The 26,206-nt window shown below is 47.3% G+C and carries 13 protein-coding genes; 10 read left to right on the forward strand and 3 right to left on the reverse strand.

Features of this window, described 5'->3' with window-relative positions:
- Positions 1-274: 274 nt before the first annotated feature.
- The 3 genes from MHH25_RS04705 to MHH25_RS04715 all read left to right on the forward strand — a co-directional run bounded on the left by MHH25_RS04705 (position 275) and on the right by MHH25_RS04715 (position 6,061).
- Entirely contained in the window at positions 275-2,272 is a 1,998-nt protein-coding gene (locus MHH25_RS04705) for a methyl-accepting chemotaxis protein (protein WP_340019299.1), read from the forward strand.
- 71 nt (positions 2,273-2,343) lie between these two features.
- Positions 2,344-2,649 carry a PAS domain-containing protein gene (locus MHH25_RS04710; RefSeq protein WP_036606158.1) on the forward strand — a complete coding sequence of 102 codons (306 nt, stop codon included), beginning with the start codon at positions 2,344-2,346 and terminating at the stop codon, positions 2,647-2,649.
- A 178-nt stretch (positions 2,650-2,827) separates the two neighbouring features.
- Positions 2,828-6,061: a response regulator gene (locus MHH25_RS04715; protein ID WP_340019300.1), complete on the forward strand. Its 3,234-nt coding sequence runs from the start codon at positions 2,828-2,830 to the stop codon at positions 6,059-6,061.
- Between the two features lie 19 nt (positions 6,062-6,080).
- Here MHH25_RS04715 and MHH25_RS04720 read toward each other — a convergent pair whose 3' ends face one another.
- Positions 6,081-6,755, reverse strand: a complete 675-nt coding sequence (locus MHH25_RS04720) for a response regulator transcription factor (protein WP_338707821.1) — start codon at positions 6,753-6,755, stop codon at positions 6,081-6,083.
- Positions 6,756-6,906: 151 nt separating this feature from the next.
- On the reverse strand, positions 6,907-7,770 hold the full coding sequence (locus MHH25_RS04725; protein WP_340019301.1) for a helix-turn-helix transcriptional regulator: 864 nt from the start codon (positions 7,768-7,770) through the stop codon (positions 6,907-6,909).
- Between the two features lie 137 nt (positions 7,771-7,907).
- On the opposite strand from MHH25_RS04725, the gene fabF reads away from it, so the two are divergent.
- Entirely contained in the window at positions 7,908-9,146 is a 1,239-nt protein-coding gene (gene fabF, locus MHH25_RS04730) for a beta-ketoacyl-ACP synthase II (RefSeq protein ID WP_340019302.1), read from the forward strand.
- Positions 9,147-9,264: 118 nt separating this feature from the next.
- Here the strand turns inward: fabF and MHH25_RS04735 are convergent, their stop codons facing one another.
- On the reverse strand, positions 9,265-10,494 hold the full coding sequence (locus tag MHH25_RS04735) for a nitrate/nitrite transporter (RefSeq protein ID WP_340020444.1): 1,230 nt from the start codon (positions 10,492-10,494) through the stop codon (positions 9,265-9,267).
- Between the two features lie 426 nt (positions 10,495-10,920).
- On the opposite strand from MHH25_RS04735, the gene nirB reads away from it, so the two are divergent.
- The 6 genes from nirB to MHH25_RS04765 all read left to right on the forward strand — a co-directional run bounded on the left by nirB (position 10,921) and on the right by MHH25_RS04765 (position 26,033).
- Positions 10,921-13,035, forward strand: coding sequence for a nitrite reductase large subunit NirB (nirB, locus tag MHH25_RS04740; RefSeq protein WP_340019303.1), 2,115 nt, complete (start codon positions 10,921-10,923; stop codon positions 13,033-13,035).
- A 21-nt stretch (positions 13,036-13,056) separates the two neighbouring features.
- Complete coding sequence (locus MHH25_RS04745) at positions 13,057-15,189, forward strand: molybdopterin oxidoreductase family protein (protein WP_340019304.1); 2,133 nt, start codon at positions 13,057-13,059, stop codon at positions 15,187-15,189.
- A 342-nt stretch (positions 15,190-15,531) separates the two neighbouring features.
- On the forward strand, positions 15,532-15,951 hold the full coding sequence (locus MHH25_RS04750) for a hypothetical protein (RefSeq protein WP_047841712.1): 420 nt from the start codon (positions 15,532-15,534) through the stop codon (positions 15,949-15,951).
- Positions 15,952-15,975: 24 nt separating this feature from the next.
- Positions 15,976-20,946: a DUF4132 domain-containing protein gene (locus MHH25_RS04755; RefSeq protein WP_340019305.1), complete on the forward strand. Its 4,971-nt coding sequence runs from the start codon at positions 15,976-15,978 to the stop codon at positions 20,944-20,946.
- A gap of 662 nt (positions 20,947-21,608) precedes the next feature.
- Positions 21,609-24,320, forward strand: a complete 2,712-nt coding sequence (locus tag MHH25_RS04760) for a glycoside hydrolase family 3 C-terminal domain-containing protein (RefSeq protein ID WP_340019306.1) — start codon at positions 21,609-21,611, stop codon at positions 24,318-24,320.
- Between the two features lie 141 nt (positions 24,321-24,461).
- Positions 24,462-26,033 carry a glycoside hydrolase family 30 beta sandwich domain-containing protein gene (locus MHH25_RS04765; protein ID WP_340019307.1) on the forward strand — a complete coding sequence of 524 codons (1,572 nt, stop codon included), beginning with the start codon at positions 24,462-24,464 and terminating at the stop codon, positions 26,031-26,033.
- The last annotated feature ends 173 nt before the right edge of the window (positions 26,034-26,206 follow it).

Consider the following 26,206-nt stretch of genomic DNA (forward strand, 5'->3'; position numbering starts at 1 on the left):
TATGGAATTCGGCAAGTTACTGTAACAAGTATTTAAAAATTTAACAATTTGGTCATATCGCTGGGTTACTTTATTTAATAGTTTTTTCGTATAATTTGTTTGAAAGTAGTTCTTTAGGATTATAAATTAAGAGATTTAAGTAATATTTCTAGTGCGAAAATTGTCTTTTGCGAGAGGCAGGACCTAATTTTTAATATCTTGAGGAAGGAGGGTTCTGTACTCTAAGAGAGCTAGACCAAGTAAAACTAAATTAATCTGGAAGAGGTAGAGAAATTTGTCCCGAAAAAATAGCAAATCGAATTGGTTCAACAAGATCCATAATAATTTTAAGACGAAACTGGTGGTGTCTTTTATTGCTTTCTTGGCCATTCCATCGTTTAGTATTGGAGTTTTGTCTTATAACAGTGCGAAGAATGAAGTTGAGAAGCAAATTCTACATAGTGCAATGGAAAACGTGAACCTTGCCAGTGCGACCATCGATCTTTCGATTAATGCCAAGCGCGACCACATTGAATATTATGCGAATACACTCGCCGAGGAATTACGTCAAGAAGATGCAGAGGTTCGGGTTGTGAACGAATTGAAGGGGTACGCTGCACAGAACAAAGATATTATCACCATAGGAGTGGGAACAGAAGCCGGTGTCTACCTGATGTCCTCCAATGCGGAAATGCCTGAAGATTACGATCCGCGAACAAGACCATGGTACACAGAAGCGATGAGTACTCCAGAGCAGGTCATTGTTACAGACCCTTATATTTCCGCCGAGACAAACGAAATCACCATCACCATCGCCAAGGCATTGAATGGCCGATCTGGTGTAGTCCAGCTGGATCTGAATCTGTCGAATATCAGTACCTTGGTAAGTGGAATTAACGTGGGAGAACAGGGATATCTGATCCTATTGGATGCCAGCGAAAAGTATATCTACCATCCCACGGTAGAACCCGGAACAGATGCAACAGAGGATTTTTGGAAACCGGTGTATGCGAATGAATCGGGCAATTTCAAATATACCGTTGATCAAACGGATAAAGTGATGTATTACGCCACGAATGCATCCACGGGATGGAAGGTCGCTGGCACCATGTTCTCTTCTGAGGTAGACGATGCGGCAGCACCAATTCTAAAACGAATGATTATTGTTATTGTCTCCTGCCTCGTCGTTGGTATTGTGATTATCTGGCTTGTGATGCGATCCATCATTAGACCCATTCGTCAGTTGAAGGATCAGGCGATCCAGGTGAGTGAAGGGGATCTAACCCAAACCATTACTAGCACAAGCCATGATGAGATTGGTGAACTGAGTGATGCCTTTGGCAAAATGCAGCACAATCTGCGTGTGCTGATTCAAAATGTGGAGAACAGCGCCAGTCAGGTAGTCATCTCATCGGATGAAATGACTCAGAGTGCGGAATCAACCAGTGCAGCCAGTGAGCAGGTAGCGCGAGCCATTCAGGAAATTGCGAGTGGTGCGGAGAAACAGACCGAAGGTATTGAACATAACCATCAGGCCATGAATGAAATTACAATTGGGATAACACGAATCGCCGAACGTTCCATACAAGTTGCTGATTTGGCGAAACATACAACCGTACAAGCAGAAGAAGGCGGCAACACCGTCAAGCAGACGGTGAGTCAGATGCAATCGATTCAAGAGACGGTAGAACAGACAAACCAATTGATTCAGGCGTTATATGAACGATCACACCAAATTTCAGCGATCACGGAGTTAATCGGAAATATAGCCAAACAGACAAACTTGCTCGCGCTGAACGCATCCATTGAAGCTGCTCGTGCAGGTACACATGGCAATGGATTCGCCGTTGTAGCAGCAGAGGTTCGCAAGTTGGCAGAGCAATCCGGGCAGTCCGTCAATGAAATCACCGTGCTGACTACGGCGGTACAGGAAGATATGGCTGCTTCCGTTCACATGATGGAGAAGGTGACTTCAGAGGTTGAAGAGGGCATGGACATCTCTACAGAAGCGATTCGGAAGTTTGAACGTATTCTGGATAGCATGCGGGAAACGACGCCTCAGATTGAAGAGATTGCTGCCACGTCGCAAGAGATCACAGCAGGTGTGCAGGAAGTATCTGCTGTATCCAATGAGTTGGCAGGCATTGCGTCAGGCAACGCCGCAACTTCCGAAGAAGTGGCCGCTTCCTCAGAGGAGCAACTGGCAGCGATGGAGCAGATTTCTTCCTCGGCTCGTGGCTTGTCTACCCTGGCTGAAGAACTGCAGCGCCTGATTAGACAGTTTAAGTATTAACGGGATCGTAGAAGAGAGATATCACACAGGGACAGCATCACATCATGTTTCATTAGAGGGAGTGGACAACCATGCAACTGGAACTCAAAGCCTTCTTACTGCTAACGGATGCGGTCATGATTACAGATGAGGAGGGTGTGATTCTGGATGTGAATTCCGTTTATGTAACCAAAACAGGATTCTCACGGGAGAGCACCATAGGTCAGCCTGCCCGATTGTTAATGGATACCCACTGGAGAGGCAATCAGACCTGGTCCGGCGTTGCCAAACTGATGAAGGTTGATCAGGAAGTGTGGGAAGCCCAAGTTACGATTACATCGGTTCATTTGGATGATTCTCTTTTTTATATCAGCATATTTAATGATGAATTTTCATGAAAAAAAACGTTGTTTGGTGATAAGGGGATGTTAGCTGAAAGCAGTAATTATTTTCAAAAAAATGGTCAATATCATCAATTGAATAAGGGAGCACGGCATACTATGATTTGTGTACTGAGGAACTGCGACCATGAATCTGACAACATTCATTGAATGCATGAAATCCTGAAGTCGTAATGTGGACGGTGACCATTTGCTACGCGATCTTGTATTAAATTTCACGCTAATTTTGATCTTTGTTTTCCTAATTCATCACTATTTGAACCATACAAATGCTACCCGTTCAACATCCATCACGACTCGAATCATTATTGGTATTACGCTGAGCATGTTGGGCACGGCGCTCTATTATTTCTCTATTGTGCTTGAGGATGGTACATTGTTGAATTTCCGGGCCATTGTGTATCTGCTTGCTGCTTATTTTGGTGGGAGTGGCTCTGCTTTCGTTACTTTTGCATTCATGTGGATGTTTCGGATTAATATGGGGCGTAATCCCTTGTTGGAGAACTGGCAGTATGCGTTGACAGAGTTGTTATTTGTTGTAGCCATATGTCTGATCTTTAAGTATATCAGGGGATTTATACAGAAGTGGTTGTCCGGAGCGTTGCTGTTGATTACTGTGTATGAGTTTTCTGCACTAAAGACAAATTCCCCTTCTCTGCTAATGATGGGGCAGATTCTCTTTTTTCAATGTATCTGCCTGCTGTCCGTTATATTATTCCTGTATTATCTGAACCAAAATCATCGATATAGGAAATTGGTCATTCAGAGGGATCAGGAAATGCTGGAGATGCTTCGTATGCAGCCGGGTTTTACTTTTAAAATCCGAAAACAGAACGGAAAATTCGAGTATCTTGTGCTTGAGGGAGAGATGCTCTCCCGACTGGGCTTGGACATGAGTAGTCTGAAGCAAGATTACAAACTGGGCACATTGGATATTTTACCTCAGGAAAAGGTAGAATTTCTGCGAAAGCAGTTTAACCGGGCATGGGAAGGGGAATCTTTTTTTTACGAGATTGAGCATGGAGGTTACTATTCGCTGGTGAACGTTCGCCCTCTGCGAGAAGAGGGTGTGGTGAAATATGTCGTGGGATATGGACTTGATATTACGGAACACAGAGCGGTTAAACGAAGGATTCAAGAAAGTGAAGAGCGATATCGAACACTTGAGCGGGTGTCGGCAGACTGGCTTGTCGGTTTGGATAACAACAGATGTATTGTGTCGGTGAATCAGAAATTTCTGGATGTTCTCGGTCTCGGCAGGCAGGAAGTGATTGGGCGTCAGCTTGAAGAATTGTTGTTCATTAAGCAGCTGGAGAACTGGTTGTTCGTTTTCCAAAAAGCCTTACATCACAATATAGCACAGGATACGGAACTGAGTTTCATTGTTGGAGAAGGTCATGAGCAGTATGTTCGGGTTCACCTATCCCCTGTTAAAGTATTAAACTCGAGTGAGAAAATTAAGGCAGTTATTCATGACATTTCGGATCACTATAGACGTGTTAAGGCCGACAAAGCAAGCCAGGCGAAGAGTGAGTTTCTCGCATTCATGAGTCACGAGATTCGTACCCCGCTGAGCGGTATTATCAACTTTTCGTTGTTGCTTCAACGGACAGATCTATCTCCACAACAAAAGGATTATTTGAGTAAAATCAATGCGTCTTCACAAACCCTGCTTACTCTGGTGAATGATATTCTTGATTTTTCGAAAATAGAGGCAGGCAAGCTGATTTTGGAGAAGGTCTCTTTTTCACCAGAGGATGTGATCAAACGTGTGGCAGATCAGATCGGTGTGGCCATCGGGCACAAAGATATCGAAGTGATCTTTACAACCGATCCCGATCTGCCATTAACGGTGATTGGTGATCCGTTCCGACTTGAACAGGTGTTATTGAATCTGCTCAGTAATGCGATTAAATTTACGGAGCATGGATATGTAACGTTGCAGGCAGAGGTTCTTTCATTGGAGGCGGAGCGAGTTCATGTCCGTTTTGAGGTACAGGACACGGGAATCGGAATGTCACCCGAACAATTGGAACGGCTCTTTGTCCCGTTTACTCAAGCGGAACCCTCGACGTATCGAACATATGGTGGCTCTGGTCTTGGGCTGGTCATCTGTTACCTTCTGGTCACCTCTTTGGGAGGAAGTTTGCGGGTGGATAGTGTGCTGGGAGAGTACAGTCTGTTTTCATTCGACTTGATATTTGAACTTGCAGATTCGGAAGAAGAAGAGAGTTTCTCCCTGCATACACACCCACTCCTATATGGTGCGAATGATGCGGTTATCATTGAAGATGATGAACGGATGGGCGAAAACCTGAAGCAGCTGCTCTATTCATTCGGGATGAATCCGACGCTGTATACTTCCTTGAACCATATGATGGAGAGTGATGGGTATACTCCTGAAGCTGAAGCGATGTTGATCATGTTGGATATGGATATAGAAGACACAGTCAACGGTTCGTTATGGGACAACTTCATGAAGCGATTGGATCGAACGAAAATTCAGGTGTTGGGGTACACACGGGCATTTAGCGAAAATGCGCTGTGGATTGAGAAGAGATCCGTGCACCCTGATATCATGATGGTCAAACCGATTACACGTCTGGGATTATTCGAAGTCATTCTTGCACTTCAGGGTGAAGGTCCGTTGGTCAAAAGTCAGTTGGCTGAAGGCGACGATCCCTATTCGCTTGATCAGAACGGACATATCCTGATAGCTGAGGATCATGAGATCAATCAACTGGCGATTCGGGCAATGCTGGAACATAAGGGGTTTCATGTGACGCTGGCAGCTAGTGGCACAGAGGTTCTGAGAAAGTTAGACGAACAAGTATGGGAATTGATTCTAATGGATCTGTACATGCCTGACATGAATGGAGTGGAAGCAACGCGACATATTCGCAAGATGAGGGAATATGATCGTACACCCATAATCGCACTAACAGCAAATGCTCTACAAATAGATCATGAGAGATGTATGGAGGCTGGGATGAATGCCATCCTGACCAAACCCATCCATGAACAACAGATGGCAGACATATTGGCAACATGGATTGATCTGAGAGGTATGCGGAAGATTAGCGGAATTGATGTAGATAAGGCGATCAGGCAGATGGACGGCAAGCCACATATTCTGCAATATGCGCTCACGAAATTCAGGATGGAGTATGACTCGTTTCAGAACAAACTGACCACTCAACTTCGCCAGCAGCAGATTGCTGGTGCGATCCGCAGCGTTCATTCTCTCCGAGGCGTGGCTGCCAATCTGCATGCAGTGGAGCTGTTACGTCTAATTCTTCAACTGGAATCGCTTTTGTCCCGTTCGTTATTCGAAGAAGAGGAACTGAGTTCGGTTTTGGAGAAGGTACAAAAAGAGATTGATATCATTACAGGGTCTCTGCCCTGGTGACATGAATGAAGCTGATGTGTTAAGGTGTGAACTTATATCCGACCCCCCAGATGGTTTGAATATATTGGGGGTTTTTCGGGTTTTCTTCAATTTTTTTACGAAGCTTGGTAATGTGCACATCGATGGTGCGATCATTAATATAAGCATCAATACCACGAATGGCTTCAATCAAGGCATAACGACTGTAGACTTTGCCGGGATTGAGGACAAATAGCTTCATGATCTCAAATTCGGAGAATGTCATCTCCACTCGCTGGTTATTCAACAGGACGGCTCGCCGAGCCAAATCGAGAGAAATTCCGCAATCCTGTACAGTGACAATGGAGCTGTTCAATATGGAGTACCGACGTAATACAGCCTCAATACGTGCTTTCACTTCCTGCATGCTGAAAGGCTTGCATACATAATCATCAGCTCCATCTATTAATGATCGAATTCGCTCCGAGACTTCGGTTAACGAAGAGATGACGATGATGGGAATTGCTGTATGCTGACGTATGAGAGAACAGGGATTCTTGCCTTCCGAATCAGGGAGCAATAGGTCAAGAAGCAGGATATCAGGCCGCGCTTGAAGTTGTAGAAGACCATCTCTTACGTTAGCGACACGGATAACGTCATACCCCTCACCTTGCAAATACAGGGATAATGTATCTCCTAACATGTTATCGTCCTCAATGATAAGCACTTTGGTCATGATATTCCTTTCTGAATCCACTTCGTGTAGAAGGTCTAGGATCCATGGGTTAGCTTAATATACTTGATCATGTATACCCTGATAATTAAAATATGCAACAAAAGGATGTCAGGATTCTAACATGATTGGGCAAGACCTGAGAGATTCTGAGTCAATGCTTGCCAAGATGTGAATCGGTTTCACGCTCGATCAGGCGCATCAGTTTGCGCTCGGTAGCGCTCTCCAGCGCAGGGGTGTAGACACTGCAACGCAGATCGGAACTACCCTGAACCTGCAACGAAGTCAGATCAAACAACATTTTGCCTGCTTTGGAATGCCTGAATTCGATTAATACGTCCGGGGCACTGCTGACGCTGCTTTGTTTCCAAAGGGTATGAAAATCGGGATGTCTGTTCATCATGTCATCCAGAAATAAATTATACCATTCATCATCAACGTACTGGCCATAGTAAGCACGGAAAATCGCTAGAAATCCGCTAACAAAATCCTCCCAGTTCACCGCGAGCCTGCGAAACTCCTTTCGATCAAATAACAGACTGATCATATTCCGCTGTTCGGGGGCAATCTGTTCAAAATCCATAAAAACATGCCGGGCTGCATCATTCCAGCCGACAATGTAACATCGCCGATCCGAGATCACGGTAGGACAGTGATGAAGTTCTTGCAAAATTTTCTGCAAGGAAGGGTGAAGTTGAACATGTTCTTCTTCTAGCATAGGCAGCTCCGAGTGATGCTCCATGGCGAGCGAAAACAGATACTTTCGTTCATCGGCAGTAAGCCTCAGTGCTGAAGCAATGTTATCCAACACGGAATGGGATACCTGAATATCCCGACCTTGTTCAAGCCAGGTATACCATGTTGTACTCACCCCTGCCAGTTGGGAAACCTCTTCTCTCCTCAGCCCAGGCGTTCTTCTCCGACTTCCAGTGGGTAAACCGACCGATTCGGGAGAAATTTTGGAACGCTGTGTTTTCAGAAAAGTGGACAATGCCTGTAACCTGACATCGTAGTTCAATCCGTCACCTTCAATCCTCGTTATCATGGTAGTCATTATACTATTATAAATGACAACTTGTAATAGGATATTCAAAAGTGCACTATTAGTGGCAGAGCGTAAGGTAAGGTAGACAACAGCGCTGAAGGAGGATGGACATGGAACGAGTCGTGATTACAGGTATGGGAGTCATCTCTCCTTTGGGAAATGATGTACATACATTCTGGAATGGATTAATTGAGGGTAGATCAGGTGTATCACCTATAGAACATTTTGATACAGCTTCGTACAAAACCAGAATCGCTGGCGTGGTCCGTGATTTTGATGGTGAAGAGCGTTTTGGACGCAAGGAAGCAAGGCGCATGGATCGATTCGTTCAATTTGCTGTTGCTGCAGCGGATCAGGCTGTATCGCAATCGGGTCTCGTGATGGATGAACTGGATCGCGAACGGGTAGGCGTATATATTGGTTCAGGCATAGGCGGCATCCAGACATTAATGGAACAAGGCAAGACGTTGTCTGATCGGGGGCCTGCGCGTGTCAGCCCAACACTGGTACCCATGATGATCTCCAATATGGCTGCGGCTATGGTTAGTATGAGGTTTGGTTGCTGGGGACCGACATTATCGCCAGTAACAGCTTGTTCCATTGGAAATACAGCCATTGGAGAAGCTTTCCGGTTAATTCGTCATGGCGGAGCCGATGTCATTATTGCTGGAGGGACAGAAGCGGCTGTAACCGAAGTGTCACTGGCAAGCTTCGGTAATGCGACAGCGTTGTCTACACGAAATGAAGCGTTCCAAGCAGCCAGCCGTCCATTTGATGCAGGGAGAGACGGTTTTGTCATGGCGGAGGGTGCTGGAATTCTGGTTGTGGAATCACTGTCTCATGCTCTAGCAAGAGGGGCGAATATTCTTGCCGAAGTGATTGGATATGGTGCCAGTTCAGATGCGTATCATATGGTAGCTACCCACCCGGAAGGACGGGGTGCATATCTGGCGATGAAAGCATCACTGAAAGAAGCTCAGATTGGACCTGAGGACATTGATGTAATTAACGCCCATGCCACCAGTACGGAGGCAGGTGATCTGTCTGAGACGAGAGCCATTAAACAACTTTTCGGGACAGGTGCCTATGATATTCCGGTCACAGCGAATAAGTCCATGACGGGACATATGCTTGGTGCAGCAGGCGGTGCGGAGGCGATCTCACTTATTCAAAGTCTGCGGCATGGCATCATTCCTCCAACCATCAATCAGGAGCAGAGGGACCCCGAATGTGATCTGGATTATGTGCCAAACGAGGCAAGAAAAGCAGATTTGCGGATTGGGATGTCTAATTCCTTTGGTTTTGGTGGTCATAATGCGGTTATTATTCTTCAAAAATATTCATCTTAAGCAGAAAGAAAGCCGTAAGCAAAGAACAGCGCTGCCTGATGGGGCTACGCTGTTCTTTGCTTACTTATGGATCACTCGTAAACACTGTACCTTGGTTAACGCCGAGTGGTTGTACGCCTCAGGAAGAGAGGGATGTCGATTCCGCCATGCCTTTGTTACCTCGGCTCAACCAGCTCACACGCCAGCGGGATTGCATGAAGAGAACCAGGAACAGGGAAGCTGCTGCAATCAGGCTAAGAATGACAAAACCTGGTGTATAGGATTGATAGCTACTATACAGTTGACCGAGAATCAGTGGCAGTGCATACCCGCCCAATCCGCCAGCGGCACCCACAATACCTGTCATCAGGCCAATCTCATTGCCGAAACGTTGGGGAACCAGTTGGAACACGGAGCCATTTCCGGCTCCCAGACACATCATACCGAGGAACAGCATGACTACTACCACAGGAAGCGGTGGCATGAAGGATACTCCGATTAACATGATGCAGGCTCCTGTGTACAGGAAAGTCAACATACGGGTTCCGCCAATTTTGTCCGCCAGATAACCCCCTACAGGCCGGAAGAAACTGCCTGCGATTACACAGAAGGTGGTAATGTCAGCGGCACGAACTGGAGAGAGCCCATACTGGGTGTTGAAGAAGATGGTGAGATAGTTACATAATCCAACGAAGCCACCAAAGGTCACACAATAGAAGGCACAGAATACCCAAGCATCTTTTTGTTTAAGCAGACTTCCATATTGGGACAATTTCTTGGGTTCAGGCCGGTTAGGGCTATTCTTGGCAAAGATAGAAAAGAGGATGAATACAATAACGATCGGTATAATAGCAAGTCCGAACACAACTTCCCAGCTGCCAAAATGCGTAGCCAAGCGATTGGCAAACAACGTCGCGAGTACGGTTCCGCTGTTACCCGCCCCGGCAATACCCATGGCTAGACCCTGATGCTCCTTGCCATACCATTGGCCTGCCAGAGGTAGCGCAGCAGCAAAGGAGGCGCCTGCGACACCAAGCAAGAGTGCCACCACGTACAGTTGGCTTAAAGAGTCGACCCATAACCAGCCGAGTAATAAAGGAACTAAGGTGACGAGCATCCCGATCTGTGCGGTCAGTTTCGGACCAATATAATCAGACATGAAGCCAAGCACAAGGCGCAGGATGGAACCGCCGAGAATAGGCAATGCGACCAGATTGGCCTTTTCCAGCGGAGTCATCGGATAATCCAACGCTATGACAACTGCGAGTGGACCAAGCATCCCCCATATCATAAAACTGATGTCAAAATACATAAACGCCCCGAAGAGGGTGGGCATATGCCCGCTTTTCCAAAAACTTTTGCTCTCCATCATCCATCATCTCTCCTCATCCAATTGAGATCTTCGTGATTTGTCTATGTGCTTGTTGAGGCAGAAAAAGGCCGCAATTCGTCCAGATCTGAACGATTTGCGGCCCCGTTGCCGACAGGCGGTACACGTCATTGTGTTCCCGCATCTGAGTTGATCACAGCACTGTGATTTTGATTCAAATTATAATCAAGTGAAAATGTATATGTCAATAAAAATTACATGTGATTTTAAATAATTCATTTTTTAATCGTTATCGCAATTTTAATGTTAATTTAGTTGACATTAGATTCGGATTCCCTTAATCTGAATCTAATATGAATCCACACAAAGGCGTGTGGATTCCGGAGGCAACGGTGCCCTTTTCCGAATCATGGAGAAGGGATTTTTCTGTTTATTTTCAGGTGAGAGAGATAGGGGGGGCAGCCCATGAGTAGAAGCAAACTGGTGATTATCGGGAATGGCATGGCTGGAGTGAAGTGTGTCGAAGAGATTATCGCACTGGAGCCTGATACGTATGAGATTGTAATCTACGGCAATGAACCCCGTCCCAACTACAATCGGATCATGTTATCGAAAGTATTGCAGGGTGAGCATTCGTTACAGGATATCATTATCAATGATTGGACTTGGTATGCCGAGCATCATATACGGCTATGTACAGGTGAAACGGTACACCGCATTGATACCCGTGGAAAATATATAGAGACTGAATCCGGACTAAAAGAAACCTATGATGTCCTGATTCTGGCGACAGGGTCTTCACCTTTTATCCCACCGATTCCGGGAATTGATAAAGAGAGGGTCATGTCCTTCCGAACAATTGATGATTGTACGCGCATGTCTGATTATTCCAAAACCTATCGCAAGGCCGCCGTCATTGGTGGTGGATTGCTTGGGCTGGAGGCTGCGCGCGGGTTACTGCATCTGGGCATGGAAGCTGTGGTGGTACATAACGCACCTTACATTATGAACCGGCAGTTGGATCAGAAGGCTGCCACGATGCTTCAACAGGAACTTGAAGGGCAGGGTATGTCCTTTCTTTTGGCCAAAAATACGCAGAAAATTACCGGGCGATCACAGGTTCAGGGCCTTCAGTTCACAGATGGTTCCAAGCTTGAAGCACAGGTTGTCATTGTCGCTGTAGGAATTCGGCCAAATGTGGACCTGGCCAGACGAAGTGGAATCGCCACCAATCGGGCAATTATGGTAGATGACTATATGCGCACCAGTGTATCGGGTATTTACGCAGTTGGGGAATGTGCTGAACATCGGGGAATCAGTTATGGTCTGGTGGCCCCCTTATACGAACAGGGGAAGGTGCTCGCACGTACACTCTGTGGACAGGAAACGCCTGAATACAAAGGATCAATTCCCTACTCACAGTTGAAGGTATCGGGGGTTGATGTTTTCTCAGCGGGTGAGATCAGTGGGGAAGGCATGCAGACCGCAATTCAACATCTGGATGGCATTCAAGGCACATATAAAAAAGTGCTGATGCAGGCTGGCAAAGTGCGTGGAGCCATTTTATTTGGAGATACAACCGAAGGAACGGCATTGCTTGGACTTGTGCAACGGGGTGCAGATGTGGCGGAATTGGCTCCGCGTGAAGGGGCTCCGGACCCGGCTGAGATGGCTGCGGCGGCATTACCGGCTCAGGAGACCGTATGTGCCTGCAACAATGTGACCAAGGCTGCCATTATGAAAGCTATTCAGGAACAGGGTCTCGAGACAGCAGATCAGGTGAAGGAGCAGACCAAGGCGTCAGGTTCATGCGGTGGCTGTCGCCCGATGGTGGCTGCTCTGTTGAAACATACGCATAACCTGAAAAATAACGGGGGTACTGGCGTGGTAGCCACACCAGACAAACCTGCTCCAATGCCTGTGTGCAGTTGTACGGCGCTTGGGCATGCAGAACTGAAGGAAATACTGGCTGACATCGATCTTCTGGAGACAGGGCTACCAGACATATCTTTGATTTTGCAGAAGCTGGGTTGGGGTTCGGAGCTTGGTTGCTCGGTATGTCGTCCCGTAATTCATTATTACTTACAGGTATCCGGTGGAACGATGGTTGTTCGAGAGATCGAAGCTCACTCAGAGGTTCAGGTGCGCTGGGATGATCAGATCCCGCTTTCATCCTATGCAATAGATGCCAAGGGGTTGGCTGCACAACTTCGTGAGAGTTGGATCGGCGCTGCGATGCCGTCGCCGGTGAATATGGGAGTTGCACCAGGGCCCGGTTCGTTGGTGAGCGCACTGGTGCAGGATATTGGCTTGCTGGCTTCACCAGCTGGATGGGAGATCTACGCAGGCGGTCATGCAGAGCATCCGGTCAAACAAGGTGGCTTGATTGGGGTGGCTGAAACAGAGGTGCAAGCGGCCACACTCGCATCAGCCTGTCTTCAATGGTATCGCCAAACCGCTTGGTATGATGAGCCGTTATGGGCATGGACGGAACGATTGGGATTCATGTCGATTCGGGAAACACTGCTGGATGACCAGTTACAGAAGGAACTTGCAGCTACACTTCAAGCTGATATATAGATGAAAGGCGGGGATGGAAAGATGGGATTATCCGTGAGTTCAGAACCAACAGCCTCCAAGCTGTATGTAAAGGAGACCCAGTGTCCGTATTGCAGTGTGCAGTGCAAGATGACTGTTGAAGAACTGGCTGCACCTGTTGCAGGCCAGCGTCGTGGTGAGTATACGGTTCAGGGTGCCCCGAATGAAGCCTCTCAGGGCAGGTTGTGTGTGAAGGGCATGAATGCTCATCAACATGCGCTCAGTGGTCAACGATTAATGCATCCGCTCATTCGTCGTAATGGCGAGCTTGAACCCTGTTCCTGGAAGGAGGCCATTCAGACCATCGCAGAGCGGTTTCAGGACTTGAGGGATTTATACGGAGCAGATACGGTCGGAGTCTACGGAGGCGGATCTTTGACAAATGAAACAGCCTATCTGCTCGGTAAGTTCGCCAGAGTTGCATTGGGGACAAAATATATCGACTACAATGGACGGTTCTGCATGTCGGCTGCTGCTTCAGCTGGAAGTAAAGTGTTCGGGATGGATCGTGGATTGACGTTCCGACTGTCTGATATTCCCAAGGCAGGTTGTATAGTACTCGCAGGTACCAATATTGCAGAATGCCAACCTACCCTGTTGCCCTACTTCAATCAAGCCAAGGAGAACGGGGCCTTCATTATCGTTATTGATCCACGCAAGACAGCAACCGCTGCCATTGCCGACCTTCATTTACAGGTGAAGCCTGGCATGGATGCTCTGCTGGCGGATACCATGTTGAAGGTGATTATGGATGCCGGATTAGTGAAGCCTCATTTTATAGACCAACGAACGCATGGTTACGAGCAATTGATACAAGGGTTGGCAGACCTGCAACTCGAACAGGCCGCACAAGCGTGCGGGGTTGATTTGGCGCTGATTCGTCAGGCAGCGATGGCCTATGGTGAGGCAGAGACAGGCATGATCATGACAGCACGTGGTGTGGAGCAGCAGACGGATGGACATATGGCAGTGAGACACTTTCTGAACCTGGTGCTCGCGACTGGCAAAATTGGTAGAGAAGGCTGCGGATATGGTGCCATCACAGGTCAAGGCAATGGGCAGGGCGGACGGGAGCATGGGCAGAAGGCTGACCAGCTGCCGGGCTATCGATCCATTGAAAATGAAGCCGATCGTGCCTATGTGGCATCCGTCTGGGGCGTGGAACCTGCAAGTTTGCCAGGCAAAGGGGTATCCGCCTACGAGATGATGGAGAAGGTCCATGATCAGGAGATTCGGGCGTTGCTTGTAATGGGCTCCAACCCGGTCGTATCCAACCCCAATGTGCGTTTGGTGGAAGAAGGTCTGCGCAAGCTGGACTTTCTGATCGTGGCAGATATGTTCCTGTCGGAGACAGCACGCATGGCTGATCTGGTTCTGCCGGTTACATCTTATATGGAGAATGAAGGTACACTGACCAATCTGGAGGGGCGTGTTCTGCTCCGTGAACAGGGGCGGCCTGCACCGGGAGAAACGCTTGATGATTGGGATATATTATGCCGGATTGCCGCGCAATTGGGTAAAGCTTCTTACTTTGAATATGACACTGCTGAGGATATCTTTAATGAGCTTCGGGTGGCGAGTCGTGGCGGAGTGGCTGATTACTATGGCATTACCTATGAGCGTTTGCGTAACGAGAAAGGGGTATACTGGCCGTGTTCTGCCCTCGAAGATCAGGGAGAAGGACTGCTGTTCGGTGAACGATTCGCTCACCCGGACGGCAAAGCGGCATTTACATTTGAATCCAGCCCGGGCTGGAATGATATATCTTCGGAGTTCCCCTTAATTCTCACCAATGGGCGTGTGCTGCCTCATTATCTTACAGGGGTGCAGACACATCGCAGTCCGGCACTGGCAGCTCGTGAATTGGAGAACTTTGTTGAACTTCACCCGGCTACCGCTGCCCGTTATCGCATTCACGATGGAGAGTGGGTAGAGATTCAATCGACGTACGGAAGCTTCACGGTTCGTTCGCGCATCAAAGATTCGATTCGGGAGGATACCTTGTTCGTGCCGATGCATTGGGGCGGCATTCAGAATGTGAATCGGGCCACCAGACCAGAGCTGGATCCGTTCTGCCGGATGCCTGGGTTCAAGACAGCAGCTGTAACCATTCGACCGTTGCGTCTGGCGAGATGATTCATACAGGTTTCAGTTTATAAAGGTTCTCAGGCATCATAAGCTGTTCTAATGGTAGCTTAGCAGCTGCACAGTCCATATTTATATGACACTGTGCGGCTTTTTTTGCGTATATGTACGCAAGTAGGCCCTAGTTCCGTGGTTCCACGTAAACATGAGGATTGGCTCATGAATATGGATTGAATTTTAGTTATGATGTTCATTAGGGGTACATATGTACGTATTTTATATTTTATTTAGAGACAGATAATCATTTCGAGTTTAGGTTATTCCGCATCGTGGTATAGATATCGGGGCTTATGGAAGCTTCTTCAAATAGAGCAGGACAAGGGAGGTAATGCAGTGAATGTATGGATAACGGTAAAAAGTCTGGGCAAGCGCAAGCCGGTACTTGCCAAGCAAGCTGCCGAACTTCCGGAAACAACTCATACGTTAAGGCAGCTCATTGAGAACATGGTGGCTCTACAAGTAAAAGCTCTTCAGGACAAGAAACAACAGGCAGAATTGCTCGCCTACCTGATGCCGGATGAGATTGAGACACAAGGAGCGGTGGGGAAAGTTGGGTTTGGCGCAGTATACAATGAGGGTGTTCCTGATCTGAATGTTGCGATGGAGACAGCTATAACCGCCTATGAGGATGGGTTATATAAAGTATTTCTCAACGATGAAGAATTGCAGGAGCTGGATGAGTCACTTGTTGTAAAAGACGGAGATAACGTGGTGTTTATTCGTTTTACAATGCTAGCCGGACGTCTGTGGTAGAGAACGATGAAGGAGGAGAACAGGATGAATCAGGAAGAGCAAGTACAGGTGTATATGGATGGATTGCAGGAAAGAGCCAAGTCGTTAACAGGGGTACAGCTTGAGCTGGCAGGCTATGTTGTGGAGATCGCCGGGTCTACGTATTTACGTGGAGACGAAAAGATGTTTTTGAATACTGATAAGTTGCTTGGAAGGTTGGCTGCAGAAACACAGAAACCATTATTCGAGCCACTACTGGATGTGCTCCAGCATCTGGCGAGCGAGTCATTGGTTGCACGATTCCGTTATATCGCAGAGCGTGCGACTCGTTTCCCATACAGTAACAACTATGAACGCCGCCCTTTCCGCACATCCGATCCGGAGCAGCATGTAGAACAAGTCATCCGTAAACTGATGGGATTGTTCCGTATGGAAATGAAAAATTTCTCGCTGGAAGAATATGTGTCACTTCGTGAGTACAAGCTGGATTATTTGCATGAGATCCGTTGGGTCCTGGCGGATTGTATCGCTTATGAACTGGATCATCAGGGCGGAGATATGAAGCAGGCGCTACATGATATTATCTATGGTGACAATCAGACGGCGCTGTTAACCCATGAAATGATCAAAGGTATATTCATGAGCGATCAGGCGGATGCCTATCAGATGGTGGGTGAGCTACTCGTTGCAGCAAGGTTGCAGGAAGGGCTTCGCCAAAGCATTGTGGAGCGGATGGATGAAGGGACACTGGAAGCCTATATTTACATATTAAAAATCATTATCGACAACAACCTGATTCGTTTCAGTTCCGTGGTAAGAGCGCTTGCCGTATGGACGGGGATCGGTATAGAAGCAGCCAACCAGCGTGTTGCGGCACAGTTGATTGAACAGGCCTATCAGGCGCTTGTGCAACCAGAAGTACGCGAGGCCTGGCAGCAGGAAGCTAACGCCAACAAACTCTTTATCAGTCTTTGGGCGACAGCGGTCATTGAAGAGAATGAATTGAAGAGCAAGATAATCGAGATTATGGATCAAGGTCAGTTATATCAGAAGATTGTTGCTCAATATGTACTGGCTAACAGCCAGAACAGGGAGCTTCGTTTGGACATTGCACGTCGTTATCTGGAGGCGCAGGATACCGAGTTGATGCACTGGATTGTGACCAACTATGATGCGATGTATATGTACAACTGGAGTTTCGAGAATGGAGAGAATCAGCGTAGCGTCTACGTGTGGCCATTGCCTGCTCTTGGAGATAAGGGCTTGCGGCGTCAGGATTTTGATCGGTTCAAACAGATGCTGGCTGCCATTCCAAAAGGCGGGTCAGGTGGACCATCGGGTGTACTTGAGTATGTTCACTACCGGATTGATACGGATGATGTAGTCAAGAAAATGTTATATTTGGCCGCTTATGATATGGACCCGGAATGGATCGGGGAGGTCATCGCAATCAAGGACCGTTTAAGCCCGGAACTGCGCGGAGAACTGTTGTCCCAGTTTGTTCAGCATCCCGATAATGAGGTGCAAAGACAGTTTGTGTTTGAGAGTTTGTCTGATAAAAGCATCAGTAATCGGGAGAGTGCACTCGCCAAAGCGAAGCTGCTCACGTTGACGGTTGATGAGATGAAACAGATGGAGGCGTTGATGAAGCTCAAAACAGGCTCACTTCGTCAGAAGGTCATTCATGTATTGTTACTGCAACCCGTGGACCAATTGGAGGTCTCGCTGAAGCGACTTTTGCAGGCCAAGAGTGAACTGCAGCGCTTGGGTGCGCTAGAATTATTGACCGAGATTGCGGCAGATCCAGAGCGGATAGATCAGCAGGAGCAATTGCAGCCATTGGCGCAGCTGATTGAGACACCCACTGCCAAGGAACAGAAACTACTGGATAAGCTGACTGATCAGGGGAGTCGTTTCACAGTTTCTAATGGATTTGATTTATTTGATCCGAAGCGACGTGAGCCATTGCTGGATGAGAAGCGTGATCTCAAGGGCCATAATCCGAAGGATATCTTTACACTCTCTCTGGATAAGACCAGACCATTTCTGGAGGGACTTAGTGAATTAGTGCATGAACACAGGGATTATGAGTATCAAGTGGAATACTACGCTGGCTATAAAGACACATTGTTAGTCGGAGCGAGTCTTCGCTCCAAGGTTCCGTATGGAGAGCGGAATGAAATGAAGCAGATGGAACAGTTCCCGCTTCATGACGTATGGGAGAACTATATTCAACATGCCGAGTTCAACAGTGTGGAACTGATGAAACTATACATGGCTATACAGCTCGGGGAGTTCAATGGCAATTTGAGCGACCATTACAGTTATTTCCGTGAGCAGTATGACTATGACGAATTGCAGAAGATTCCGTTATTGGAAGGCTGGCGCAAGTCGTTTGCCGAACGGATCTATCCTCTGGATGACATCGAAAAGCTGCAGCAGATGCTGGATTCGTTAACGTATAAGGATCAGGTAGTGGCACTGATATCGGCGGCATTTCAGGATAGCGATCCGATCGACACGTTTGAAATAGCTGAGAAAACCTGGGCCTCCATCATCGCAAGTATGCCTGCTGATCGACTCGAAAAAGAGTCAGGCATGCTTCATATTCTGACTGGACCTTGGAATTATGTAGTTCGTGGCAAAATCCATGACGATAACAGCTTCAAACGTTTCTTCCAGACAGCTTACCAGTTCACCAGTCTTGTAGAGAGTAGTCAACCGCTGTCTTTACTGTCACTTGAAGATTTCCTGCGTGCGTACCAGTTGAACCTGATTGATGATCAAGAGATATATCGACAGGTGCTGGTCGGTGGGAATCGTCTGTTGTTTATTCGGGACTTAACATCCACTCGTACAGAAATGATCGCGAGTGATCCGAAGCTTGTTCAATTGCGAGATGCGGTGGTCGATCGCATTCTGGAGATTGAGCTGACCCGGGGAGAACTCTCTACAGAAGTAAGCACACTTGCCATGAAACTGGATCGAATTGAAGGCATGGAACACTGGGTACATCTAGTCTCGGCGATGGATCAGGATACATTTGTCCGTGGATATATCTATAGCTATGGAGACAACACAACACGTAAAGAGACGTTTAGCTATTTAATTCAGAATTGTCATCCACGGGATGGAGAAGATGAGAAGCGTCTTGGGGAGTTGCTCCAGAAGTATCCGGTGAATGAGAAAAAATTGCTGGAAGCAGCCATGTACGCCCCGCAGTGGATGGAGATTGTAGCGAAACATCTGGGATGGGAAGGTCTACGCAGTGCAGCTTGGTACTTCCATGCTCATATTAATGAACGCTTTACTGCGGAGAAAGAAACCATCGTGGCCCACTATTCTCCAATCTCACCACAGGACTTTAATGAAGGTGCGTTTGATATCGCTTGGTTTGAAGAAGCCTATGCTGCTGTCGGGGAGGAACGGTTCAATCTGTTATACGATTGTGCCAAGTACATTTCCGGGGGATCTAACCACCGCAGATCCCAATTGTTCGCAGATGCTGCACTAGGCAAGCTTCGACTTGACGATATGCGTGAGTCCGTGTCGGACAAGCGAAACAAGGATCATTTGTTAACCTACAGTTTGATTCCATTCGCTGTAAATCGCGAACAGGATCTGCGTGAGCGATACGACTTCATTCAGAAGTTCCTGATGCAGAGCAAACAATTCGGTGCACAACGCCGTGCCAGTGAAGGTGTGGCATCACAGATTGCACTGGGCAATCTTGCTCGTAATGCAGGTTATGCCGATGTTACGCGGCTGATGTGGGACATGGAAGCACGTAAGTTGGATGAGATGAAATCTTTCTTTGAACCTCATGCATTGGATGCTGACACGACGGCACAATTGGTCATTGATGAGGAAGGCCAACCCGAGATGGTTATCGTTAGCAAAAGCAAGACACTCAAATCTGTACCTGCCCGGTTCAAAAAAGATGGATATATCGCTGAACTGAAAGAGCTGAAATCGGATCTGGTGGATCAGTATCGCCGGGCACGGCAGGAGCTGGAACGTTCGATGACTGCTGGAACGTCATTTACAGGTGAGGAAATTGCCAGTCTGATGCAAAATCCGGTTATACAACCGCTGGTAAGAACACTTGTCTTCCAGTCAGGTGACAAGACTGGGAGATTCGATGTATCGTCCAGTGGTTTGGTTGCTCCAGGACCGGAGGGTACGATCCAGGCACTATCGGAACAGGATCAACTGTTGATTGCTCATCCGCTTCATCTGTATCAGAGCGGAAGCTGGAGTGAATTCCAGCGGGATCTGTTCACCCGTCAGGAGCGTCAGCCGTTCAAGCAGGTATTCCGTGAGCTGTATCTTCCTAACGAGGACGAATTGGCTAATGGTACGGTGTCTCGCCGATATGCCGGGTATCAGATTCAACCGAAAAAAGCAGTAGCTCTGCTTAAAGGACGCCAATGGACTGTCAGTTATGAAGAAGGTCTGCAGAAGGTAAGTTATGAGCATAATCTGATTGCGAATCTCTATGCTATGGCAGATTGGTTCTCACCAGCAGATACCGAGGCACCTACCTTGGAGACGGTGCAGTTCTACGATCGCAAGAGTTACAAACCTGTAGCGCTGCAAGATGTGCCGCTGACGTTCTTCTCCGAAGTTATGCGTGATATCGATCTGGTGGTCAGCGTTGCACATGTGGGAGGCGTAGATCCGGAAGCTAGCCTGACAACAATCGAGATGCGCCACGTCATTGTGAACGAGTCGTTGCGTCTGCTGAAGATCGACAATGTACGTCTGGACGGGAATTACGCACGAATTGATGGTGAATTAGGTGAGTATGCTGTTCATCTGGGGAGTGGTAATGTGTTCAAACAAGCCACAGGTGCACTTCATATCGTACCGGTGCACAGTCAGCATCGGGGTCGAATCTTCCTGCCATTCCTCGATGAAGATCCGAGAACAGCTGAGATTCTGTCCAAGGTGATGTTGCTCGCCGAAGATAAAAAGATCAAGGACCCGCAGATTCTTGCACAGTTACAGAACTAGAAGTGATTGAACAGAAGTGAGCCGTCCCTCTTGGGGCGGTTTTTTATTTGCTACTCCGATTTCAATGTAACTTCGAATCTCAATATAACGAGTGTAGAACAAGAATCATGGATGGAAAGTGAACAATATGGAGCAATTCCAACATAAAGGCAGCTGAAGAACCTGTTAAAAGGGACCTCAGTTGCTTTTATATTTTTGGATATTTCAATGGACCGGATTGGTTCCGTTTACAAATAGACTTAGGACCCAGAGTGTGTCGGTATATTCCTTAATCTGATAATTAATTGCATTAATTGGTTGATCGGGAGTGGGTCGAACCGACTGTTTTTAAAAGTAAAGAATTTGTTCGAAAGTAGTTACGGAAATGTAAATAATTCGTTTTCTTGTTTTGTTATCTGAATTATTAATATGGTGATTCCAAAGAACTAGGCTTGTTCCAATCGGTCATTTACCAAATTTAAGGGGATGTAATTCATGAGCATGTCGGCTATCGTTAGGAAGCGAAATCTGCTGACTTGCTTGCAGGCTGCAGTTTCAGAAGCCATGTGCAGGACGACCTGAATGCTTGAAAGACTGGGATCAAGCCAGTTCGCATTCCCTTGTATACATGTATTCAACATGTGCACAAGAAAAATGATCAAGAGAGAAGGAGAACTTACAACATGAACAGAAGACTCAATCTGATTTTCCTCAAACGATGGTTTATGTTATTAATCATCGTGGCGGTTGCGGCTATGCCGCTACACGCCTTCGCCGCGGAGGCGGAATCTGGGGCCAATCGGCCTTGGATGAACAAATCCTTGTCTGCGGAGGAACGTACCGAGCTGCTGCTCAAGGAGATGACGCTGGAGGAGAAAGTTGGATTCGTAACCGGTAAAGTAAATAACTATTATGGTTTCTATAATGATGGATTGGAGCGCCTCGGCATTCCGGCATTACAGATGGCAGATGGACCCGCAGGAGTACGTGTGGCTAACCCGGATGTGCAGGACAAAAAGTCCACGGCATTGCCTGCACCCATCGCGCTTGCCGCTTCCTGGGATACCAATCTGGCCAAGAAATATGGCGATCTGATCGGTCAGGAAGCACATGATACAACACATAATGTAGTGCTCGGTCCTGGGCTGGATATTGCACGTACACCATGGGGTTCCCGGAACTTCGAATCGCTGGGGGAAGATCCGTTACTGGCTTCCGGTATGGGTGCAGCGTATGTGAGTGGGATTCAAAGTAATCCGGTAATCGCTACTGCGAAGCACTATATCCTGAACAACCAGGAGACGGAACGTTTCACGACCAATGCAACAGCCAGCGAACGTGCGATTCAGGAAGTCTATGCACGTCCGTTCCAGGCGATGGTCGAAAAAGCGGATCTCGGTTCAGCAATGTGTTCATTTAACCAGGTGAACGGTACATATGCTTGTGAGAACAAGGAGATGCTGACGGATGTCCTTAGGGATCAGTTTGGCTTCGAAGGGTTTGTCATGAGTGACTACGGTGCAAACTTCAGTACAGCCAAGTCCGCCAATGCGGGTCTGGATCTGGAGACACCGGGAGAGCCTTACGGCAAATGGGGAGACAAATTGTTGGAAGTCGTGAACAATGGCGAAGTCAGCGAGCAAACCATTGATGAGAAGGTTAGACGTATTTTGCTTCAAATGTTCGATAAAGGACTGTTCGATAACCCTGTAACGAATACACAAATCAATGCTAAGAAAGACGGCAAACAGGCACGTGAAATTGCAGAAGAGAGCATGGTTCTTTTGCAAAACAACGATAATGTGCTGCCGCTGTCCAAGAAAAACGTGAAATCCATCGCTGTCATCGGTCCGGATGCAGATAACGCATCTGCTGCTGGTGGAGGTAGCAGTCTGGTTAATCCGATGTATACCGTAAGTCCACTTCAAGGCATTCGTAACCGTGCCGGTAACGGTGTGGATGTAAAATATGCTGCCGGAACCGATCCTATCTCCGCAGGAGATGCATTTAATGGACCATCCGCCGTACCTTCTACTCTTTTATCACCAGCGGATGCTCAGGAAAGTGAAAGAGACTATGGTACAGATCGCGCGGAATACGGTCTGCGTGCTGAATACTGGACGAATAAAGATATGGAGGGTAATCCTTCTTTGGTCCGTACAGATCATCAGGTCAACATGAATCTTGGATTCTACAACTATGAAGGTTTTAACGCACAGTCTTCCAAGCTTCCAGTGACACCTACGAAATTCAATGCCAAAATGTCTGCTCGTTGGACAGGGGCGATCACAGCACCTCAAACGGGTGAATATAAACTGTCCCTGACCAGTCTAGGTTCTGCGAAACTGTATGTGGATGATAAGTTACTCGTAGACAATCAAGGTGAAACATTGAGTACAACGAAGAAAGAAATCACATTCAAAGAAGGTGAGTCCCACAATATTCGAATTGAGTATCGTACGGATTTCCCGGTACAGACTAATCATGATATGGGTGCACAGGTTCGTTTTGGCTGGGAAGCTCCAGACGATGCTGTGGATATTAAAATGCAAAAAGCAGTTGAGCTGGCGAAAAAATCCGATGTTGCCGTCGTGGTAACTCGTACGTATGACAGTGAAGGTTACGTCGACCGTTCCGACCTGGAGCTGCCGAATAACCAGGAGCAGCTGATCCGCAAGGTAGCAGCAGCCAATCCCAAAACGATCGTGGTGCAAATGAGTGGTCGCGCTGTTGAAATGGATTCCTGGCAAAAAGAAGTGCCATCCATCGTTCAGGCTTGGTATGCAGGTCAGGAACAAGGTAATGCAGTGGCACGTGTGCTGTTTGGTGATGTGAATCCATCCGGTAAGTTGCCGGTGACGTTCCCATCAGATGATTCCCAGACCCCGGTATCCACTGCGGAACAATTCCCGGGTGTGAACGGGGTGGGCAACTATTCCGAGGGTATTTTTGTAGGGTATAAAGGATATGACAAAGAAGGCATGACACCGGCGTTTGCTTTTGGACACGGACTGTCGTATACCGATTTTAATTATCGTAATCTACATGTGAAAAACACAGGTAAAGGCGATAAGGAAACCGTAGAAGTATCCCTCAACCTGCGTAATACCGGTAAAGTTGACGGTGCAGAAGTTGTACAGGTCTATGTTGGCAATCTGCCAACCAAAGTCGAGACCCCGGAGAAACAACTTGCTGGCTGGGCGAAGGTTGATCTGAAAGCAGGCAAGCAGCAACGGGTCAACATTCAACTGGATCGCAGCGCATTGTCCTACTGGGATGAAACATCCCATGAATGGGTAATGCCTAAGGGTAAAGTCCAAGTGTATGTTGGCAGTGCATCGGATGATATCCGTCTGACAGGCAGTGTGAATATCGGAAGCAAGTCCGGTAAATAAAGTTCAATAAGGGAGATTGGAAGGTTTTTCTCCCGGCGAAGTTATTTCGTTAAATGCAGTTTGTTCTACTTCATATAGATTAGGAAAATGAGTCGTGGCCTAGTGGCCGCGGCTTTTTCCGCAATGGAAGGAGAGTGAAGCATGATAAACATAGGTTGGCGAGAATATCCCAAACGATGGATGATCCTGTTGATCGCTGCTGTTTGTTTTGTCGGTATAGGAATCTGGCTTATCTTCAACCGAAGTGAACAACCCGCTCCGCCACCGGTTGTGGACAAACAGAGAACGGCCGAAGTTTGGTTAACCACGGGAGATCAGCAAAATCTGCTTGCACGACAGAAGCCCATTCCAATTACCGATCACCATGATGCAGACACAAGTTCTTCAGTTTCTTCAACGCAGGAGCCAGACATTTCTTCGTCGGCGTTCACCATACAGATTGACCCGGACAAGACGTATCAGACCATGGATGGTTTTGGCGCAGCGATGACGGGTTCATCGGCACATCTGATCAACGAGCTCCCAGAGGAACAACAAGAGCAACTGCTGAAGGAACTGTTTACAACAGAAGGGCTGAACATGGATATGGTGCGTCATACGATTGGTGCCTCCGATTATTCGGTAGATGAAACAGGTGTGGCTTCGAGTTATACCTATGATGATATCGAGTCTGGCAAGGACTATGACATGGAATCCTTTTCGATCGAAAAGGATCAGAAAGTTGTGAATATGCTGGAGCGTGTAGCTAGTCTTAAATCGGATCTTAAAGTATTTGGCACACCGTGGACGGCCCCAGCTTGGATGAAATATGGAGAAAAGACCACTAACGGCTGGTATCTGGATTACAACGATCCCCAGGTGTATGAAGCGTACGCGAGATATTTTGTGAAATATATCAAAGCTTATCAGACAAAGGGCATTCCCATCTACGGGATCACGTTGCAAAATGAACCAGAGTTCACCTCGGACAAATATCCGAGTATGAGTATGGGAGCTGAAGAACAAGCGATGTTCATTCAGGATTATCTCGGCCCGGCTCTACAGGATGCGGGACTGGACACGCGAATCATTGCGTATGATCATAACTGGGATCAGGCGGTTGAATATACCGACAAGGTGCTTGGTGATGAGCAGGCTGCTGCTTATATCGATGGATCTGCTTTCCACTGTTATGCAGGTGATCCATCTGCCATGTCGGAAGTGCATGAGCGCTTCCCAGACAAAAATATCTATTTTACCGAATGTAGTGGTGGGGAGTGGAGTCCTGATTTTGGCGAGAATCTGAGCTGGCAGATGTCCAATCTCATCATTGGTGCACCTCGCAACTGGGCAAAAAATGTGCTGCTCTGGAACATCGCACTCGATCCGCAAGGTGGACCTACGAATGGTGGCTGTGAGAACTGTCGTGGGGTTGTGACGATTGACCCGGACAGTGATGAAATCACTAGAAACGTCGAGTATTATGTGTTAGGCCACATCAGCCGTTATGTACGTCCGGGAGCTGTGAGAGTTGCTTCCACGCAAGAACAGGGCAAGATCGAGAACGTAACCTTCCGCAATCCGGATGGAACGATGGTGCTGGTTGCAGCTAACACGGGTGAGGCAGAAGTTTCCTTTGATGTAGTCATGAGCGGAGATTCGTTTCGATATATACTGCCTTCCCAATCGGCAGCAACCTTCCGTTGGAAGCCAAAAACGGGGGTAGAACGTTGACTCAAGATTGGAAATTATGGGTACAGATTGAATGATGGACATGGTAAAATAAACGTAGAGTTATTTCAAATTTGATGTATTAAACAAGTCCGATCCCAGGATCGGGCTTTTACATAACCTTTTACTTTTAATAGAAAAGGAGCATACGTCGGACATGTTAGTCGTTGAATATC

Origin of the sequence: Paenibacillus sp. FSL H3-0457 (assembly GCF_037981725.1) — a bacterium.
GTDB classification, from domain to species: domain Bacteria; phylum Bacillota; class Bacilli; order Paenibacillales; family Paenibacillaceae; genus Paenibacillus; species Paenibacillus amylolyticus.